Here is a 17,928-nt window from a genome sequence, read left to right as displayed (position 1 = left end):
CTTCACCCCCAGCGTCCCGCATCCGCCGCCGCATTCCCGGCAGGACCCACGTGTCCACGGCGGCGGTCGGCGGGTGACGGCAAGCGTCCGCGGCGGTCGGCGGGCGAGCACCCCGGGAGGGTCACCCGCCGCCGATCTGCGTGTACGCGCTGTTGACGATCTTCTGGGCGAGCGCGGCGTTCCCGGGATCCACGCGTACGCTCACCCACAGCTGGCTCTCCGCCCCGGAGAGGGTGCGGAACGGGCCCCACAGGGACAGCTCGTACGTCCCGGCCGTGCGCCGCACCGCGTAGTACGCCGTAATGCCGTCGCTCTCCTTGGCCCCCTTGGCCCCGTCACCCCTGTCGGCCCCGTCGCCCTTGCGCCACGGAAGGCGGGCCGGACCGGGACGGTCCTTCAGGAAGGCGCGGGTCTCCTCCCGCGAGCACGTGCGACCGCAGACCAACTGGGCGGCGTGCAGGCGCACCCGGGGACCCCTCCGGAGGGTGGCGTCGTACTGCCGGAGCCTGCCGAGGTCCCGTGCGGCCACGTTCTCGCACCCGTAGGCGTCCACTGACTCGGGTATCCCGGGGCCCGGGGCACGTATGCCGCAGTCGAGGTCCTTCGGGGCCCGCACCCCCATACCGAGCCCGGGCATCTTCCAGACGAACGAGCGCTCCCCGGCGCCCCACACGGCCCCGTGCAGCCGCCGCTCGGGGCGGCGGTAGCCGGCGAGCCGGGAGTTGTCCGGGAGCCGGGTCCGGGGTACGCCTGCCAGATCCTGGGCATCGGTACGGCCCAGCGCCCGGCGCAGCAGCGACTCGGCGACCGCGGCCACCCGGGCCCGGGAGGCGAACTCCTCGCCGTAGTCCACCGTCACCAGCCGGTTGCCGTCCCGCACGAGGTATGTGGCGCGCCGCAGCTCGGGCCGCCCGAACCCGGGCAGCGACGTCGTGGAGACCGCGCGCATCGCCCGGTCACCGGGGAAGGCGGAGGTCTCCAGGGTCCTCCTGGGGCGGTGCAGGGCGTGGTCGAGCGAGCGGGCGCGCGTCCGCTGCTCCCGCTGGAACCTCAGCAGGGTCTCGAAGGTATGGCTGGCCCGCGCCGGCCCGCTGCTCGCCAGGTCGCCGGCGAAGGTCCGCACCCGGACGGAGACTTGGACCTCGGGCCGCAGCGGCGCCTGCTCGGAGGCGGCACACGTGCGGTCGTCCACCGTGCGCTCCGGATCCAGCCGGGGCTCCTCGCGCGCCGTGCGGCGCGGGTCGGACATGAGCGCGCCGAGCACGTCCCGGCCGAGGGCCGCGCAGGCCGAGGCCGGGGGCGCGTGCGGTGCGGGCGCTGGGCCCGTCTCCAGCATGCCCAGGGTGATGCCCGCGAGCAGCAGCCCGCCCGCCGCCGTGGCGAGCCCGCGGAGCATCATGGCGGCGAGGGTGCGCCAGGTCTCCTGACCCCTCGCCGGTTCCGGGATGTCGGCGGCCAGCCGGTTGCGCAGCTCGATGTGGCGGAACCGGTAGACGCCGCCGGCCTGGCGCAGCACGTGCTTGGAGTGGGCCTCGCGCAAAAAGTCCATGAGTTGCCAGGGCAGCCGCCCCGTCGCGGCGAACCAGCTCCGGGCGAGGGTGTAGCGGCCCCAGGCGGAGCCGGCGACCTCGTACAGCCAGCCGCTCAGCAGGGTCCCGGCGATGGTCCACAGCCAGGTCCCGGCCGTCACCACGTCCCGGCCCGCCGACAGGTCCCACACGGCCAGCAGCACCACCGGCAGCGCCCACACCAGGGACAGACCGTCGTCCTGATAGGTGGGGGACACCCCGAGGGCGAGGGTGACGCGGCGGTCGCGCCGCAGCAGTGCGGCGGGCTCGGCCGCCGTCTCGGGGTCCGCGGGCTGCCGGGCGCGGGCCAAGACCCAGCGCAGCAGGGAACGGGCGAAGAAGGCGGCGACGAGCAGCAGCCCTGCCACCCGGCGCCCAGCGGTGTCCGCACCCGCACCCGCTCCCGCACCCGAGGCCGCCGAGGTGGTCATGTAGGCCACGCCGGAAGCCAGCAGCGCCCAGCCGGCGAGCTTCGCCGCCGCCTTGGCGCGGTGGACCTGCGCGAGGTCCGCCGCGCACGGCCGCCGCAGCTGCCGCGGGGCCCACGCCGGGGAGCTGCCGTACTCGCCCCACGCGTAGGCGAGCAGCGCCACCCCGAACCCGGCCCACAGGGGTACGGGCACTCGCCCGTCCCACCAGGGTGTGCCGTACTCCCCGGCGCGGACGGTGAGCGTGGCCACGGCCGCGGCGGGCAGCACGCTCAGCCGCCGCAGCCACAGCGGCAGTGCCTCCTCCAGCCGCCACCAGGCGATCTCCTGTCCGCCGAAGCGGCGCGTGTGCGCGGCCAGGAGCGACGCCCAGCGGCGGGCACGCGCCGCGCGCTCGCGCCCCGCGTCGGCGTATGCGGCCGTCAAGAACGCGTCGTACAGGTGCCGTTCGACGGCCTGAACGGTGGTGAAGCGCCCCCCGCCGAGGAGTTCGGCGGGGTCGGCGTCCGACTCGCTGTAGACGACGCGGGCGAGCGCGACCATCAGCGGGGTACTGAGCACCTGGCGGAGCACGCGCACTTCGCGGGCCGAGTCGCCGGGATCGGCCAGCCGCTCCAGCACGGGTGACCACTTGGTGTGCGTGGGGTCGCTGCGGCTGGTGCGACGACTGGTACGAGGCAGATAGCGCCACAGGTCGTCCGTGGTCAGCGGACACAGCTCGATGGCCACGGCGCCCGGCAGCGGGAGCGCGGCCCCCTCCACGGCCCGGGTGTACTCGGCGGAACGGCTGGTGAGGACGCAGCGCGCGTGCTCGGTGAGGCTCGCGCGCAACTGCCGGAGCGCGTCCGCCTGCGCGGCGCGGGGCAGTTCGTCGAAGCCGTCGAGCACCGGCAGCACGCGGCCGGACTCGATCAGGTCGAGCGCGGCCCCGGGCGTGGGCAGCGGCACCGGGTGCTCGGCGCACAGCCGTTCGGCCGCCCACTGCCAAAGCCCCTGGTCCCCGCCCGGGTGCCACGAGGCCAGCGGCAGCACGACGGGCACGGGCGCCGCCGAGGCGGGGCCGCGCGCCTCCAGGAGCGTGCGCGCCAGCCGGTAGGCGAGCACGGTCTTCCCCGCGCCGGGCGCACCCAGCAGGACCAGGCGCTGCCGGGGGAGCGAGGCGAAGAACGCCGCGGTCCCGGCGAACTCGCCCTCCACATCCAGCGCCCCGGACGCGGCACCCCTGTCGGCGGGGGGCGCGGCACCGGCCGGGTGGCCGCCGTCGGCCGGGGGGCTGCCGTCCGCCGGGCGTCTGGTGCTCGCCGGGTGGCTGCCGTCCGCCGACCGGCTGCCGTCCGCCGGGAGACCGAGCACGTTCGGCTCGTGGTCCGCGACCAGCGGATCCGCGGCCCGCCAGCGTACGGGGATGGGCGTGGGGGTGCTCACCGGGGAGAGCGCGAGCTGGTCCTCCTTGCCGTACTGCCGGGCCAGCGCGGCAGCCAGCCCCTCGGCCGCCCGATCGAGCCGGTGCGCGGGCAGCGGCGTACGACGGCGGGCGGCGCGTCGCCGCTCCAGCACACGGCCCGCCCCGGCCGACCCCGCCAGCGACGCCGCCCCCAGCAGGGCCGGCCCGGGCAGCCGCGCACCGAGCGCGCTCCCGCTCAACAAGGCGGGCGGAACAGCCCATAAGACGGCGCCCAAGCAGGCCAGCAGCCCTGCGAGCAAGAAGAGCCGGAAGGGCGGCCGGGGAGGCGCCACCGCTTCCTCGTGCACATGGATGTGTACGGCATCGACGCGCTCCGCCATGACGACGGTGCCGAACGTGCCCCCGGTGATCCGGTTCTCCCAACGGGGAGAACCACGCGCCCCGCCCCCGCCCCCGCCCCCGTCCAACTGGCCACCCCCGCCGCGCCCCACGACCCGTCAGAATCCGGATCCTACGTTCGACAAGGGGAGGCAGCCATGCCAACTCCGAAGACCGAGGGCCCCATTGCGGGGCTACGAAGGTAATAGGCGGCAACCTGTCGGGCGAGGTCTATGCGACCACGGCTCGACCGATCAAGGTTCCGACGTGGCCAGGGGCCGGGGCTTCGAGGACCCGAACCGACGGTTCTTCGAAGCCGGCCGTACGCGGATGAGGCTTCTGCCGCCGACTCAGGCCAGGCCCGGCCCTCGCACCGGGATGCTGGTGAACGTCGTCTGCTCGGGTGCCGGGTCGGCGAAGAAGTCGTTGCCCTTGTCGTCGACGACGATGAACGCGGGGAAGTCCTCGACCTCGATGCGCCAGACCGCTTCCATGCCCAGTTCCTCGTATTCCAGGACTTCCACCTTCTTGATGCAGTCCTGGGCCAGGCGGGCTGCCGGGCCGCCGATGGAGCCGAGGTAGAAGCCGCCGTGGGTGGCGCACGCGTCGGTGACCTGCTTGCTGCGGTTGCCCTTGGCCAGCATCACCTTGGAGCCGCCTGCCGCCTGGAACTGTTCGACGTAGGCGTCCATCCGGCCGGCCGTCGTCGGCCCGAAGGAGCCGGAGGCGTAGCCCTCGGGGGTCTTGGCCGGGCCGGCGTAGTAGACGGGGTGGTCCTTGAGGTACTGGGGCAGCTCCTCGCCCGCGTCCAGGCGTTCCTTGATCTTCGCGTGGGCGATGTCGCGCGCGACGACGAGCGTGCCGGTCAGCGAGAGCCGGGTCTTGACGGGGTGGTTGCCCAGTTCGGCGAGGATCTCGTCCATGGGGCGGCGCAGGTCGATGGCGACGGCTTCCAGATCGGCGCCCGCGCCTTGTGTGAGGTGGTCCTCCGTCGTCTCCGGGAGGAAGCGGGCCGGGTCGGTCTCCAGCTGCTCCAGGAAGACGCCCTCGGCGGTGATCTTCGCCTTGGCCTGCCGGTCGGCCGAGCAGGAGACGGCGATGGCGACGGGGCAGGACGCGCCGTGCCGGGGCAGCCGCACCACGCGCACGTCGTGGCAGAAGTACTTGCCGCCGAACTGCGCTCCGATGCCGATCTTCTGGGTCAGTTCGAAGACCTTGTCCTCCAGCTCGGTGTCCCGGAAGCCGTGCCCGGCCGGTGAGCCCTCGGTGGGCAGCTCGTCCAGGTAGTGCGCGGAGGCGTACTTGGCCGTCTTGAGCGCGTATTCGGCGCTGGTGCCGCCGACGACGATCGCCAGGTGGTAGGGCGGGCAGGCGGCGGTCCCGAGCGAACGGATCTTCTGCTCCAGGAACTTCATCATCGACGCCTCGTTGAGCACCGCCTTCGTCTCCTGGTAGAGGAAGGACTTGTTGGCGCTGCCGCCGCCCTTGGCCATGAACAGGAACTTGTAGGCGTCACCGTCGGTGGCGTACAGCTCGATCTGGGCCGGGAGGTTGGTGCCGGTGTTCTTCTCGTCCCACATCGTCAGCGGCGCCATCTGCGAATAGCGCAGATTCAGCTGCGTATAGGCGTCGTGGATGCCGCGCGAGAGTGCTTCCTCGTCGCCGCCCGCGGTCAGTACCTGCTGGCCGCGCTTGCCCATGACGATCGCGGTGCCGGTGTCCTGGCACATGGGCAGTACGCCCGCCGCCGCGATGTTGGCGTTCTTGAGCAGGTCGAGCGCCACGAAGCGGTCGTTGGCGCTGGCCTCGGGGTCGTCGAGGATGCGGCGCAGCTGGGCCAGGTGCTCGGGGCGCAGGTAGTGCTGGATGTCGTGCACGGCCTCGGCCGCCAGCGTGCGCAGCGCCTCCGGCTCGACCTTGAGGAAGGTGCGCCCGTCCACCTCGGTGGTGCTCACACCCTCGCTGGTGACGAGGCGGTACGGCGTGGGGTCCTCGCCGGTGGGGAGCAGGTCCGTGTAGGAGAACTCCGGGCTGGCGGGGCGGTCGCTGGCAGACATACGGGGGACTCTTCCTCTCACACTTACGGCCCTCGGCGATGGGAGCGCGCGTCTCTCAGCGTAGAGCGCCCCGGCGGGACGCCGCTGCGGGGGTAGTCGCGATCTATCGCGTTTGGGTACGCTGGCGCGGTGACTGAAGACACTCCGCGCACCTCGCTCGAAAAGCAGTCCACCGCCGAGCAGTCCACCGCGCCCGCACCGGCCCCCGCCCCCGAGCGGGCCCCCGCGCCCCAGCCGGGACCGGCGACCGCTCCGGCGTCGAAGACCGCCCCGGCGCGCGTGGCCGAAAAGGCCGGGCACGCTGAGAACGCCGGGGCCGTCGGGAACGCTGAAGACGCAGCGGATGCCCTGCGGGCCTCGGACGCCGACCGGGACCGGGTGGCCGACATCCTCCGGGAGGCCCTCGCCGAGGGCCGGCTGGACGCGGAGGAGCACAGCGAGCGGATCGAGTCCACCTACGCGGCCAAGACCATGGGCGAGCTGGAGCCGATCGTCCGCGACCTCCCGGCAGGGCGCCGCGCGGAGCCCGGCGCCGAGGGGTACGGGGACGGGTCCGGCGCCCGCGAGTACGGCGGCGCGGGCTCGTACGGCTCGGCCTTCGCGAACTTCTCGGCGGCGCACACCTCCGGGGCACCGTTCCCCGGCTCCGGCCCCAAGGAGAACCTGGTCGCGATCTTCAGCGGCGCCGAGCGCAAGGGCCGCTGGCGGGTGCCGCGCAAGATCAACGCGTTCGCCTGTTTCGGCGGCATTGTGATCGATCTCACCGAGGCGCTGTTCGAGCACCAGCACGTGCAGATCAACGCCACTGCGATCTTCGGGGGAATCGAGATCAGGGTGCCGGAGAACGTCACGCTCCAGCAGAAGGGCGCCGGTGTCTTCGGCGGCTTCGACGTCCAGGTGAGCGACTCCACGGACCCGGGCGCGCCCGTCGTGCTGGTGGAGGGCGCGGCGATCTTCGGCGGAGTGGACGCCAAACCCAAGCGCGGCAAGGTCGTCCAGAACCTGAAGGATCGCTTCCGCAAGCACGGGTGAACACGGGCGCCCAGGAGCGGAAGGTGCGGGCGCCCCGGCGCGGAAGGGTGGCGTGCGGGAGCGCGGCGACGGCGCGCGAGGGGCGCCACGCAATGCATACCGGCGCGTACAGCGGGTAGGGCTCGGGCATCGTCTCTCGTACGGCTGCCTCGCGAACTGCCGTGCGCAGTCAGACGGATGAAGGGGAATCCTCGTCGTCTCGTCAGGAGCAGACCGTGCTGCAACCGCCGCATCAGTCCCTGCAGGCAGCCGCCACCATCCCCGTACAGCGAACACCCGAGCGTGATGATGACGCGGGGCCCTGGCACGCGGACGCCGTCTGCCGCCGCGACGAGGCCGGTCTCTTCTTCGCCCCCTCCAAGGAGCCCACGGCCGCGCGGCTCTCCCGGGAGCAGGCCGCCAAGCGGGTCTGCGCACGCTGTCCGGTGCTGGTGGAGTGCCGTGAGCACGCGCTGCTGATGCCCGAGCCCTACGGCGTATGGGGCGGCCTCACCGCCGCCGAGCGCCGCGTGGTGCTCTCCCGCCGCCGCCGCGCCACGGCATCGGCGGCCCCGCCCCCGGCGGAGGTCACCCGTATCGCGTAGGACCCGACTTCCGCACCCCGGCCGCTCGGCATACGGCACGGGCGGTACGCGGAACTCCCGGCCCGCCGCGATGAGTTGACGAGGCAGCGGCATGGGTGGTCCCTCCGTCGTCTCGACGGGGTGAGTGATGGACGCCCGGCTTTCGGCCAGCGGTGCGGCGAGCGGCCCGAAAAAGCGCTCGCTGCACCGTTCGTTGAACCGCTGACTGCTGCGCAGGCAAGGCCGCGCCGCGGCGGTCGGGGATCGCGCTCACGCAGGTGCCGCCGGGCGAGGAGGAGATGGGCGGCGCCTTCGAGGTCACCCATTTCGCCGTCGATGCCACCGCCCGACTCGGCACCCCCGCCCTCGCGCTGGTCACCTGGCGGCCGGCACACGCGGCGCCACCGCCGCCCGCCGGACCGCCGCCCGACGAGTCACCGGCCCCAGCACCGGCGGCCGACGCCGCCACCCTGCTGGAGAACGCGGAGGGCATGGCGCCGGGCGACCAGAAGCTGACCGGCCCCCACAAGGGTCAACTGCCCCTCTACCTGGTCTCGGACAACAACGAAAGCGCCGACCAGCGCACCCGCGTCTACGCGCTGGGCGTCCGCCTCCCGAAGTGAGACCTCCCGCCTCCCCCTCGGCGACGTGGCCGGACGGGCTCGCATCCGAGCCTGTCCGGCGCACACCGCCGTCGCGTGCGACGGGGGCGGGCCTCCGAGTCTGTCCGGCGCTTGAGGAGGAGGCGCCGCGGCGACGTTCGCCGTAGCCGAAGCCAACACGGCGAGTCGGCCGAGGCCGCACCCCCCCCAGCCGGCCCGGCCAGGGCTCAGCTGGGGCGGTCGAAATCCACCGCGCTGTAGGCGCGCAGCTTCGAGAGCCGGTGGACGGACTCGATCTGGCGGATCGTCCCCGACTTGGACCGCATCACCAGCGACTGGGTGTAGGCGCGCTCGCCGCGGTAGTGGACGCCGCGCAGCAGGTCGCCGTCGGTGATGCCGGTGGCGACGAAGAAGACGTTCTCGCCGCTGACCAGGTCCTCGGTCTGGAGCACCCGGTCCAGGTCGTGGCCCGCGTCCAGCGCCCGCTGCCGCTCGGCGTCGTCCTTGGGCCACAGCTTGCCCTGTATGGTCCCGCCGAGGCACTTGATCGCGCAGGCCGCGATGATGCCTTCGGGGGTGCCGCCGACGCCCAGCAGCAGATCGACGCCGGTCTCCTCGCGGACCGTCATCACGGCGCCCGCGACATCGCCGTCCGCGATGAACTTGATCCGCGCGCCCGCCTCCCGGACCTCCTTCACCAGCCCTTCGTGCCGCGGCCGGTCGAGCACGACGACCGTGACGTCCTCGACTCCGCACCCCTTCGCCTTGGCGATCCGGCGGATGTTGACGCCCGGCGGCGCCGTGATGTCCACGAATTCGGCGGCTTCGGGGCCGGTGACGAGCTTGTCCATGTAGAAGACGGCGCTCGGGTCGAACATCGTGCCCCGCTCGGCGACCGCCAGCACGGAGACCGCGTTGCTCATGCCCTTGGCGGTGAGGGTGGTGCCGTCCACGGGGTCCACGGCGACATCGCACTCGGCGCCCGTCCCGTCCCCGACCCGCTCCCCGTTGAAGAGCATCGGGGCCTCGTCCTTCTCGCCCTCGCCGATCACCACGACACCGTTCATGGACACGGTCGAGACCAGTGTGCGCATGGCCCGGACCGCCGCACCGTCCGCGCCGTTCTTGTCGCCGCGCCCCACCCAGCGGCCCGATGCCATGGCCCCGGCCTCGGTGACCCGGACCAGCTCCAGCGCGAGGTTGCGGTCGGGTGCCTCCGGGCTGACTTCGAGCGGGGAGGGGAGGTGGTGGTGGTGTTCGGTCATCGGAACACACCTTTCTGTACGGCGACTGAACGGCCGTACGGAGCAGCTGAGGGTGTCATTGACTCTACCGGGCGGGGGCGGAGTGGGCGGGGGTGCCCACGTATGAGCGGAATGCCGTGCGGGCGCGGACCGGAGCGCCCAACGGACGGGTCGGTGCGGTGCCGGAGCGCCCAACGGACGGCGGGTGCGGTGCCGGATCGCCGTACGGCTGTGCGTATCGGTGTACGGCTGTGAGCCTGGTCTCCGTCCGCCCGGGAGGCGGCCCCTCGCGCGGGGCGCCGACCGGCATAAGGGACGATGGGGGCGTGGCAGCAGACAAGAAGCGCGGTGCGCAGGCCGTGCGCGACATGGTGATCTCGCTGGCGGTGATCATCCTCGCCGCCTACGTGGTCTACCTGTTCGTTCCGCACGACGACAAGAAGGACCCGGTCAAGCCCGTGAGCTACGGCGTGGAGCTGAGTTCGGCGCGGCGCGCGGCACCGTATCCGGTGGCCGCACCCGTGGGGCTGTCCAAGGACTGGCGAGCGACCTCCGTCCGCTACTCCGCCGACGGCACCGAGGGCGCCGCCTGGCACCTGGGCTTCATGACGCCGGACGACGAGTACGCCGCCGTCGAGCAGAGCGAACGCGGCGACCGGCGCAGCCCGGACAGGTTCATCAGGGACGTCAGTCAGGGCGCGGAGAAGACCGCGAAGAAGCAGCGCGTGGACGGCGAGGAGTGGACGCGGTACAAGGGCCCCAAGTACGACGCCCTGGTGCGGCCCGCCGCCGACGGCAAGTCGGTCACGGTGGTGACCGGGACCGCCACCTTCGAGCAGCTCGGCGAGCTGGCCGGCGCGCTGCACGCCAAGAGCGAGAAGCCGGGGCCCGGCCCTGGCGCCGTTCCGAGTTCGAGCCCGACTCCGAGCTGAGCCCGACTCCGAGCTGAGCCCGGGTTCGAGCCGGGGTTCGAGTTCCGGTTCGGACAGCGCGAGTTGGCCCCTGACGCCGACGGGTCCGGAAAAGGTGACGCCGACGGGTCCGGAAAAGGGGAAGCCCCCCGCGCGAGGGGGGGAAGTCGCGCGGGGGGCGGTCTGCTGCCGGTGCCGACCGGGGCGGCCGGCACCGTAGGCGCCGGGGGCTCAGAGGACGGTGACGACGTCCTCGTAGGCGAGACGCGGCGAGCGCGGCGCGAAAGCGTCGGGGCCGGGCTTGCCGATGTTGACGACCATCAGCACGTGCTGGCGCCCGTCGCCGAAGAACTCCTTGTCGACGCCCGCGGGGTCGAAGCCGGTCATCGGCCCGGCGGCCAGGCCGGCGGCGCGCACGCCGAGGAGGAAGTAGCCCGCCTGGAGGGTGGCGTTGAGGCTGGCGGCCGACTCGCGGACCGGCTCCTCGGAGAAGAAGGCGTCCTTGATGTGCGGGGCGTGCGGGAAGAGTTCGGGCAGCCGCTCGTGGAAGTCCAGGTCGTAGGAGAGGACGGCGGTGAGCGGGGCCGTGCTGGTCTTGGGGCGATTGCCCTCGGCCATGTGCGGGAGCAGTCGTGCCCGGCTCTCGGCGGTACGCAGCATCGTGACGCGCAGCGGCGACTGGTTGAAGGCCGTGGGGCCGAACTTCACGAGGTCGTAGATCGCCTGAACCTGCTCGTCGGTGACCGGCTCTTCGGTGAACGTATTGGCTGTGTGGGCCTCACGGAAGAGGAGATCCTGGGCGGCGGGGTCGAGGACGAGTGCCATGGGGGAGTGCCTTGCCTTTTCTGACGACGATCGAGGTGCGTGAGGTGCGGGGTGCCACGGGGTGCCGTGTGCACTCAGGTAAGTGTACAGAGCAGTTGTTCAAGGTTGAACATGTCCGTAAGTGGCCTACGCCCCATATGCGCACCCTGCCCCGGCTCGACCGTGCTGCCCCGTGCTCACGGTCGCCGTCCCGCTACCCCCTGGTCAGGGCCGCCGCCCCGCCGTTCTCGTCCCCGTCCTCTTCGTCCTCACCCTCGTCGGCGTCCTCGTCTTCCGCTTCCTCTTCCTCCAGCACCGCGTCCAGCCGGGCCCGCGCGCCCTCCAGCCACTCGCGGCAGATGCCCGCCAGCTCCTCGCCCCGCTCCCACAGCTCCAGCGACTCCTCCAGCGTGGAGCCGCCCGACTCCAGGCGCTGGACCACCTCGACCAGCTCGGCCCGCGCCTGCTCGTAGCTGAGCGCGTCCCGCTCGGCCGCAGCCGCCGAGGGGGAGCCCGCCGCCCGGCCTTCCGTTTCCGTCGTCATGCCTCCAGCCTATGTGCGCGGGGTGACAGTGACCCCGAACTCCCCTTCGGCCACCCGGGCCCGCAGCGCGTCACCCTCCGCGACCTCTTCCGCGTCCCTGACGATCCGGCCGTCCTCGTGCTGGAGCACGGCGTAGCCCCGCTGGAGCGTCGCGGCCGGGGACAGCGCGACGACCCGCGCGCGGGTGTGCGCCAGCGCGTCCTCGGCCCGCGCCAGCCGGTGGTCCAGCACGCGGCGGGAGCGGTCGAGCAGCGCCGAGACATCCTCCGCGCGGTCCTCCACCATGGCGTACGGATCGGCCATCGCGGGTCTGCTGAGCACGTCCGCCAGGCCGCGCTCCTCGCGCTCCAGCCTGCCGTTGATCACCCGCCAGGCGCGCTCGCGCAGCCCCCGGACGCGCTCGTGCTCCTCGCCCACGTCCGGCACCGTGTCCTTCGCCGCATGCGTGGGGGTGCGCGAGCGCAGGTCGGCGACCAGGTCCAGCAGCGGCGCGTCCGCCTCGTGCCCGATCGCGGAGACCACGGGGGTGCGCGCGGCGGCCACGGCCCGCACCAGCCGCTCGTCGGAGAACGGCAGCAGGTCCTCCATGCCGCCGCCGCCGCGCGTCACGATGATCACGTCCACGTCGTCGCGCGCGTCCAGCTCCTGGAGTGCCTCGATGATCTGCGAGACCGCGTACGCCCCCTGCACGGCGGTGTTGCGCACCTCGAAGCGGACGGCGGGCCACCGCTCCCGTGCGGTGTGCAGCACATCCCGCTCCGCGTCCGAGGCGCGGCCGGTGATCAGCCCTATGCGGTGCGGCAGGAACGGCAGCCGCTTCTTGCGCTCGGCGGCGAACAGCCCCTCGGCCGCCAGCGCCTTGCGCAGCCGCTCCAGCCGGGCCAGCAGCTCGCCCACGCCCACCGGGCGGATCTCGGCGGCGCGCAGGGAGAGGCGGCCCGTCTTCTCGTACCACTCCGGCTTCGCGTGGACGACCACCCGCGTGCCCTCGCTGATGACGTCCTTGACCTGCTCGTACACCTGCCGGAAGCAGGTGACGCTCAAGGAGACTTCCCGGGAGGGGTCGCGCAGCGTCAGGAAGACGATCCCGGCGCCGGGTCTGGGGGAGAGCTGGATGATCTGGCCCTCCACCCACACGGCGCCGAGCCGGTCGATCCAGCCCCGGATCAGCCGGGACACCTCGCTGACGGGGATCGGAGCCTCGGCGGAGGTGGTGAGAGCCATACGAGAAGGCTAGGCCCTGCCACCGACACCCCTTGGACCAGTCACCTCTCGGACCGGTCACCCCCTGGACCGGTCACCCCCTGGACCGGTGACGCCTCGGGCAGGTCGTTCCCTGGGCCGTGTCTCAGGTAGCGGGGGAGTCCTGGGCGGACAGCTCTTCGGCCAGTTCCATACAGCGCAGGCGGGCTGGGGAGAAGTCGTAGGGCATCTTGCCGATGGCTTCGAACGCGCTCATGGCCTCGGCCTCCCGCCTGCCGGAGCCGAGGCCGGCCTCGGCCTCGCCGTTCTCGCCGTCCTCGCCGTTCTCGCCGTCCTCGGCGGAAGCGGGGTGCAAAGCGTCCCAGGAGGCGAAGAGGGCGTCGGCGTCCTTGTCCAGGCCGGACTCCTCGATGACGGCATGCAGGGCGCATTCGAAGGCGTGCCGCTCGGCGGCCACGTGAGCCACCCGTGGATCATCGACGGCGACGCTGTCATCGAGTGCCTCCTCGGCGTCGTCGAGGCGGTCGGACTCCTCCCGCAGGGCGGGATGCGTGGCCAGGGCGACGAAGCGGGTGGCCTGGACGGCCGCGCCGAGCGGGCCGAAGATCCGCTCCGTGACCAGCAGAGTGTCCAGGTCCGCCGGACGCAGCGAGCCCTCCGGCAGGCTCTTGAGACGTTCGGTGACGAAGTCGGAGAGCAGGCCCATCCGGCTGCCTTCGGTGCGCATCCGCCGCACGGTGGCCCGTTGCCGCCGCAGTTCCGCCTCCCGCTCGGCGAGGGTTTCCTCCAGCCCCTTCAAGATGCCCGCGATACCGTCTCCGCTGTCCGCACCGGCGCCATCCATGCCGGTGGTAAAGGCATCACGGATGTCGTCCAGGGCGATCCCGGCGTCGGCCATCTTGCGAATCCACAGCAGGCGGATCAGGTCCTCGTACCCGTAGCGGCGGCGGTCATCGCCGCCCCGCTCAGGCTCGGAGAGCAGGCCGATCGCGTGGTAATGGCGAATCGCGCGTGGCGTGCTGCCGGCGAAGGCCGCCGCGTCGCCGATCTTGACCTGGCGGGGTGGCGTGAAAGACGAATGCATGAGCGGGGACCTTTCCGCAAGGGATCGGGAGGTGGGTCCACCTGACCACATGCCGCCACGGAAGGTGCAACCCTCTGCACGCTGCCCCGCGCCCATGCCAGGATCGCGCCCTGCCTCGGCCATGGCCGCAGCGGTTACGCCCTGGCCCGGTTACGTTTCGGGCCCGTCACCCCCCAGACCGGTTACGGCGGGGCCGGTCGCCCCCTGGGCCGGTCACCGGCGGGATGGCCCCTGGCCGTCGGCGCCCGGGCCAGGGCCGTCCGCCGCTGCCGCGTCCCGCCGCCGCAGGAACAGCAGCGCGAGCAGGCCGAGCACCAGCCAGACCAGGCCGACCCAGTGGGCCTCGCGGTTGGCCGTGACGATCACCGCGACGATGATCGCGAGCCCCACGAGCGGCACCGCCCAGTCCCGCAGCACACTCATCCGGTGCTCCGGGGCGCCCCTGCGCAGCCCGTAGTAGCCCATCACCGACAGGTGCAGCATCCCGAAGGCGAACAGCGCCCCGATATCGACGATCGACACCAGCCGGTCCAGCCCGGCGGCGGCCCGCGCCGCCCACACCGCCGCGCCCAGCGTCAGCACCGCGGTCAGCAGCAGCGCCCGCCACGGCACCCCCGTGCGCGGGCTCGTCCCGCTCAGTAGGCGCGGCAGCCGCCCGTCCCTCGCCATGGCGAACAGCAGCCGGGAGGCCGCCGCCTGCCCGGCCAGCGCGGCGAACGCGGCGCCGATGGCCTTGCTGACCGCGACCGTCGTCTGGAGCCAGCCGCCCACCGCGGACTGGACCGCCGTGTAGAAGGCCGCGCCCTGCGCCGCCGGGTCGGCGGCGAGATGCCGCGAGGACTCGTGCGAGAGCAGCGCCGCCAGATACGTCTGGACGACGAAGAGGACGCCCGTCACGATCAGGCACCACACCAGGGCCCGCGCCACGATCGAGGGCCCGCGCTCCTTGCCGCCGACGGCCTCCTCGCTGAAGTTGGCGATGGCGTCGAAGCCCAGGAAGGAGAGGACGGCGACCGAGACCGCGCTCAGCAGTGCCGTCAGCGAGAAGCTCTGGTCGCCCGTCAGCGGCGAGAGCCAGCCGCGCTCAGGTCCGTTCCGCACCAGCACCACCAGTGCCGCCACGACGAACACCAGCAGGACGACGATCTCCATCGCCAGCACCAGGAACCCCACCAGTGCCGCCCGCCGCACACCGGAGAGGTTGAGCGCGGTCGTGATGACCACCGCGATCGCCGTCCAGATCCATTGATCGACCTCGGGCACGAGCTGTGCCATGGCGATGCCGGAGAAGAGGTAGGCCACGGCCGGGATCAGCAGGTAGTCCAGCATCATCATCCAGCCGGCCACGAACCCGGCGCCGTGCCCGAGCCCGGCGCGCGCGTAGGCGTAGACGGAGCCCGCCTGCGGCACGGTGTGGATCATCCGGGCGTAGGAGTAGGCCGTGAAGGACATGGCCAGCGTCGCGACCACGTACACCAGCGGCACCACGCCGCGGCTGCGCGCGTCCAGCGCGCCGTAGATGCCCACCGGGGCCATGGGCGCGATGAACAGCAGCCCGTAGACGATCAGGTCGCGGAGGGAGAGGCTGCGCCTCAGCCCCCCGCCCGTGCTGTTCCCGAGGAAAGCGGCCGTGCGCGAGCGTGCTCCAGGCATGGGGCCAGCTTGCCGCAAAAGACGCCCCGCGACGTGGACCTCGTCCGAACGCGCGGCCACCCCCGCCGTACGGAGCCGCGCACACCCCGCCGTACGGGGGCCGCGCACGCCCCGCCGTACGGGGGCCCCGCCGTACGGGGCCGCGCACGCCCCGCCGTACAGGCCGGGTGCGCCAGCAGGATGCCCGGCGCGACCGGGGCCGGACGCCGCGCCTTTACGATGGAGCCATGACTGGAACGCCCGCCCGCCGTGTCCTCCTCGCCGCCCCGCGCGGCTACTGCGCCGGCGTGGACCGAGCCGTGATCGCCGTCGAGAAGGCGCTGGAGCAGTACGGCGCTCCGATCTACGTACGCCACGAGATCGTGCACAACAAATACGTCGTCAAGACCCTGGAGAAGAAGGGCGCCGTCTTCGTCGAGGAGACCGCGGAGGTTCCCGAGGGCGAGATCGTCATCTTCTCCGCGCACGGGGTCGCGCCCGCCGTCCACCAGGAGGCCGAGCGCGGCAAGCTCGCCACCATCGACGCCACCTGCCCCCTGGTCACCAAGGTCCACAAGGAGGCCGTGCGCTACGCCAAGGAGGACTACGACATCCTCCTGATCGGCCACGAGGGCCACGAGGAGGTCATCGGCACCAGCGGCGAGGCCCCCGAGCACATCACGCTGGTCGATGGTCCCGAGGATGTCGCGAACGTCGAGGTCCGCGACCCGGAGAAGGTCGTCTGGCTGTCCCAGACCACCCTCTCGGTGGACGAGACGATGGAGACGGTGGACGCGCTCCAGAGCCGCTACCCCAACCTCCTCTCGCCGCCCAGCGACGACATCTGCTACGCCACGCAGAACCGCCAGACCGCCATCAAGCAGGTCGCGGCCGACTCCGATCTGGTGCTGGTCGTCGGCTCGAAGAACTCCTCCAACTCCGTCCGCCTGGTCGAGACCGCCCTCACCCACGGCGCCAAGGACGGCCACCTGGTGGACAGCGCCGACGAGATCGACGAGGCATGGCTGGACGGCGTCACCACCATCGGCCTGTCCTCCGGCGCCTCGGTGCCCGAGGTGCTGGTGGACGGCGTCCTGGAGTGGCTGGCGCAGCGCGGCTGGGAGGACGTGGAGATCGTCAAGCCGGTGGACGAGCACATGCAGTTCTCGCTCCCCAAGGAACTGCGCCGCGACCTGCGCACGGAGGCGGCGAACAAGGGCGCGGCGGCGGCCGGCTCGTAACGGGCCCCGCTGTGACCGGGGCCCAGGCCGGGACCGGGGCCACGGAATCGTAGCCCCGTAGCCCCGTAGCCCCGTAGCCCCGTAGCCCCGTAGCCCCGTAGCCGCGGGGCCCCGGGACCGGGCCCCGCTCGGCTCTTCCGCGGGGGCGGCTACTGGGGCTGCTGCTGGGCGGCGCGGCGGCGCTGCCGTCGGCGCTGGATGACCAGCACCACCTTGCGCACGAGCACGATCAGCGTCGCGATGAGCGTCCCCGCGTAGAGCCACACCGCGTGCAGTGCGAGGCTGGTGAAGACGTTCTGCACGACGCCGGCCGCGCCGTCGCCGGAGCCCCCGGCGAAGAACAGGCCCAGAGTGTAGGCGAGCGGGGCGATGGCCGGGGCCGCGTACAGCTCGGCGGGCCGGACCCACAGCGCCCCCACGGTGCTGACCAGAACGAAGAGGACTCCGTAGACGGCGGGCGCCCCGCCGAACAGCGCGCCCTCCAGCCAGCCGAACCCCATCATCAGCAGCCCGGAGAAGACCCCGGTGCCCAGGGCCGTCAGCCGGGGCGCGGACCGGCCGGAGCGCGGCCCTCCGCCCTCGGGACGGGACCGGGGCCGGGGCGGCCGGGGGTGTCCTTCAGTCTCGTCGGATCCGGGAGAGGGCGGTCCCGCCGGGGAGCGGGACGAAGCTCGCGACGTGGTGCGGGAGGCGCGCGACCCACGGGAGGTGCGGGAGGCGCGCGCGGGGGCGCGCTCGTCGGCGGGGCCGGGCGCGGGGTCCTGGGGTGCGCCGCCGTACGCCTCGGGGGACTGGCGCTGGTGTTCGTACCCCTCCAGCTCCCACTCGCGCGCCCCTTCGCGCTCCCAGCCGTCCCCGCGTCCGCGTTCTCGCTCTCGCTCTTGCTCGTGCGAGGGGGGCGCGGGGTGCGGCAGCCGTGAGCCGCGCCGGGCCCGGCCACTCCGGGGGGCGTCGCCGTGGGGGTCCTGCTGGGTCGTGCGCGCGCTGCGTTGCTCCACCTGGCCACGGTAGGCGCTGTGTCCGCCCCCCAGGCGTCATGGACACGCGATATCCGCCAACGCCGCGATGTCCCCGGCACGGCCGCGGATCCGGGCGGGCCCCGGGCCGGACCCCCTCCCGGAATCCGGTGGAGGCCCGGTGGACGGTCGGCTGAAGGCCCGTTGGGAGGCCCGGAAAAGGGGAGAGGGAGCGCCCGTAGACTGGAGAGCCTGTCCGCTCCACCCCCTCTACGG

The 17,928-nt window shown here is 73.0% G+C and carries 14 protein-coding genes; 5 read left to right on the top strand and 9 right to left on the bottom strand.

From position 1 onward, the window contains the following. Nucleotides 1-121: 121 nt before the first annotated feature. Together ABD339_RS23880 and ABD339_RS23875 are read right to left on the bottom strand one after the other, a co-directional pair. Nucleotides 122-3,892: an NACHT domain-containing protein gene (locus ABD339_RS23880; protein WP_344568513.1), complete on the bottom strand. Its 3,771-nt coding sequence runs from the start codon at nucleotides 3,890-3,892 to the stop codon at nucleotides 122-124. A gap of 237 nt (nucleotides 3,893-4,129) precedes the next feature. Continuing rightward, on the bottom strand, nucleotides 4,130-5,836 hold the full coding sequence (locus tag ABD339_RS23875; RefSeq protein WP_344568511.1) for a fumarate hydratase: 1,707 nt from the start codon (nucleotides 5,834-5,836) through the stop codon (nucleotides 4,130-4,132). Nucleotides 5,837-6,115: 279 nt separating this feature from the next. On the opposite strand from ABD339_RS23875, the gene ABD339_RS23870 reads away from it, so the two are divergent. From ABD339_RS23870 to ABD339_RS23860, 3 genes are all read left to right on the top strand, one after another. Continuing rightward, nucleotides 6,116-6,868 (top strand): DUF1707 SHOCT-like domain-containing protein, encoded by a 753-nt coding sequence (locus ABD339_RS23870; protein WP_425576079.1) that lies wholly within the window; start codon nucleotides 6,116-6,118, stop codon nucleotides 6,866-6,868. Nucleotides 6,869-7,083: 215 nt separating this feature from the next. Beyond that, nucleotides 7,084-7,452 carry a WhiB family transcriptional regulator gene (locus ABD339_RS23865; RefSeq protein ID WP_344568510.1) on the top strand — a complete coding sequence of 123 codons (369 nt, stop codon included), beginning with the start codon at nucleotides 7,084-7,086 and terminating at the stop codon, nucleotides 7,450-7,452. A 257-nt stretch (nucleotides 7,453-7,709) separates the two neighbouring features. After that, the gene (locus tag ABD339_RS23860; RefSeq protein WP_344568509.1) at nucleotides 7,710-8,054 is read left to right on the top strand and encodes a hypothetical protein; all 345 of its coding nucleotides are present in this window, start codon (nucleotides 7,710-7,712) and stop codon (nucleotides 8,052-8,054) included. Between the two features lie 206 nt (nucleotides 8,055-8,260). Here ABD339_RS23860 and glpX read toward each other — a convergent pair whose 3' ends face one another. Further along, on the bottom strand, nucleotides 8,261-9,298 hold the full coding sequence (glpX, locus tag ABD339_RS23855) for a class II fructose-bisphosphatase (protein ID WP_344568508.1): 1,038 nt from the start codon (nucleotides 9,296-9,298) through the stop codon (nucleotides 8,261-8,263). Nucleotides 9,299-9,603: 305 nt separating this feature from the next. Between glpX and ABD339_RS23850 the strand changes: the two genes are divergently transcribed. Beyond that, nucleotides 9,604-10,209, top strand: coding sequence for a DUF4245 domain-containing protein (locus ABD339_RS23850; protein WP_344568507.1), 606 nt, complete (start codon nucleotides 9,604-9,606; stop codon nucleotides 10,207-10,209). A 210-nt stretch (nucleotides 10,210-10,419) separates the two neighbouring features. Here ABD339_RS23850 and ABD339_RS23845 read toward each other — a convergent pair whose 3' ends face one another. From ABD339_RS23845 to ABD339_RS23825, 5 genes are all read right to left on the bottom strand, one after another. Further along, nucleotides 10,420-11,013, bottom strand: coding sequence for a malonic semialdehyde reductase (locus tag ABD339_RS23845; protein ID WP_344568506.1), 594 nt, complete (start codon nucleotides 11,011-11,013; stop codon nucleotides 10,420-10,422). 193 nt (nucleotides 11,014-11,206) lie between these two features. Then, nucleotides 11,207-11,536: an exodeoxyribonuclease VII small subunit gene (locus ABD339_RS23840; RefSeq protein WP_344568505.1), complete on the bottom strand. Its 330-nt coding sequence runs from the start codon at nucleotides 11,534-11,536 to the stop codon at nucleotides 11,207-11,209. Between the two features lie 9 nt (nucleotides 11,537-11,545). After that, a complete protein-coding gene (xseA, locus tag ABD339_RS23835) occupies nucleotides 11,546-12,760 on the bottom strand; it encodes an exodeoxyribonuclease VII large subunit (protein WP_344568504.1) in 1,215 nt (404 codons plus the stop codon). 124 nt (nucleotides 12,761-12,884) lie between these two features. After that, nucleotides 12,885-13,823 (bottom strand): MerR family transcriptional regulator, encoded by a 939-nt coding sequence (locus tag ABD339_RS23830; protein ID WP_344568502.1) that lies wholly within the window; start codon nucleotides 13,821-13,823, stop codon nucleotides 12,885-12,887. A 213-nt stretch (nucleotides 13,824-14,036) separates the two neighbouring features. Next, complete coding sequence (locus ABD339_RS23825; RefSeq protein ID WP_344568501.1) at nucleotides 14,037-15,476, bottom strand: APC family permease; 1,440 nt, start codon at nucleotides 15,474-15,476, stop codon at nucleotides 14,037-14,039. A gap of 227 nt (nucleotides 15,477-15,703) precedes the next feature. Between ABD339_RS23825 and ABD339_RS23820 the strand changes: the two genes are divergently transcribed. Beyond that, entirely contained in the window at nucleotides 15,704-16,696 is a 993-nt protein-coding gene (locus ABD339_RS23820; RefSeq protein WP_344568500.1) for a 4-hydroxy-3-methylbut-2-enyl diphosphate reductase, read from the top strand. 149 nt (nucleotides 16,697-16,845) lie between these two features. Here the strand turns inward: ABD339_RS23820 and ABD339_RS23815 are convergent, their stop codons facing one another. Next, complete coding sequence (locus ABD339_RS23815; protein ID WP_344568498.1) at nucleotides 16,846-17,694, bottom strand: DUF6542 domain-containing protein; 849 nt, start codon at nucleotides 17,692-17,694, stop codon at nucleotides 16,846-16,848. Nucleotides 17,695-17,928: the final 234 nt, after the last annotated feature.

It is taken from the genome of Streptomyces axinellae (assembly GCF_039532135.1).
Taxonomy (GTDB): domain Bacteria; phylum Actinomycetota; class Actinomycetes; order Streptomycetales; family Streptomycetaceae; genus Streptomyces; species Streptomyces axinellae.
The sequence above is the reverse complement of the archived record's forward strand: the minus strand, read 5'-3'. Positions and strand labels throughout refer to the sequence as shown.

Coding starts and splice junctions, on each gene's coding strand:
- ABD339_RS23875 (WP_344568511.1), bottom strand. CDS start 5,836: ATGTCTGCCAGCGACCGCCCCGCCAGCCCGGAGTTCTCCTACACGGAC.
- glpX (WP_344568508.1), bottom strand. CDS start 9,298: ATGACCGAACACCACCACCACCTCCCCTCCCCGCTCGAAGTCAGCCCG.
- ABD339_RS23845 (WP_344568506.1), bottom strand. CDS start 11,013: ATGGCACTCGTCCTCGACCCCGCCGCCCAGGATCTCCTCTTCCGTGAG.
- ABD339_RS23840 (WP_344568505.1), bottom strand. CDS start 11,536: ATGACGACGGAAACGGAAGGCCGGGCGGCGGGCTCCCCCTCGGCGGCT.
- xseA (WP_344568504.1), bottom strand. CDS start 12,760: ATGGCTCTCACCACCTCCGCCGAGGCTCCGATCCCCGTCAGCGAGGTG.
- ABD339_RS23830 (WP_344568502.1), bottom strand. CDS start 13,823: ATGCATTCGTCTTTCACGCCACCCCGCCAGGTCAAGATCGGCGACGCG.
- ABD339_RS23825 (WP_344568501.1), bottom strand. CDS start 15,476: ATGCCTGGAGCACGCTCGCGCACGGCCGCTTTCCTCGGGAACAGCACG.
- ABD339_RS23820 (WP_344568500.1), top strand. CDS start 15,704: ATGACTGGAACGCCCGCCCGCCGTGTCCTCCTCGCCGCCCCGCGCGGC.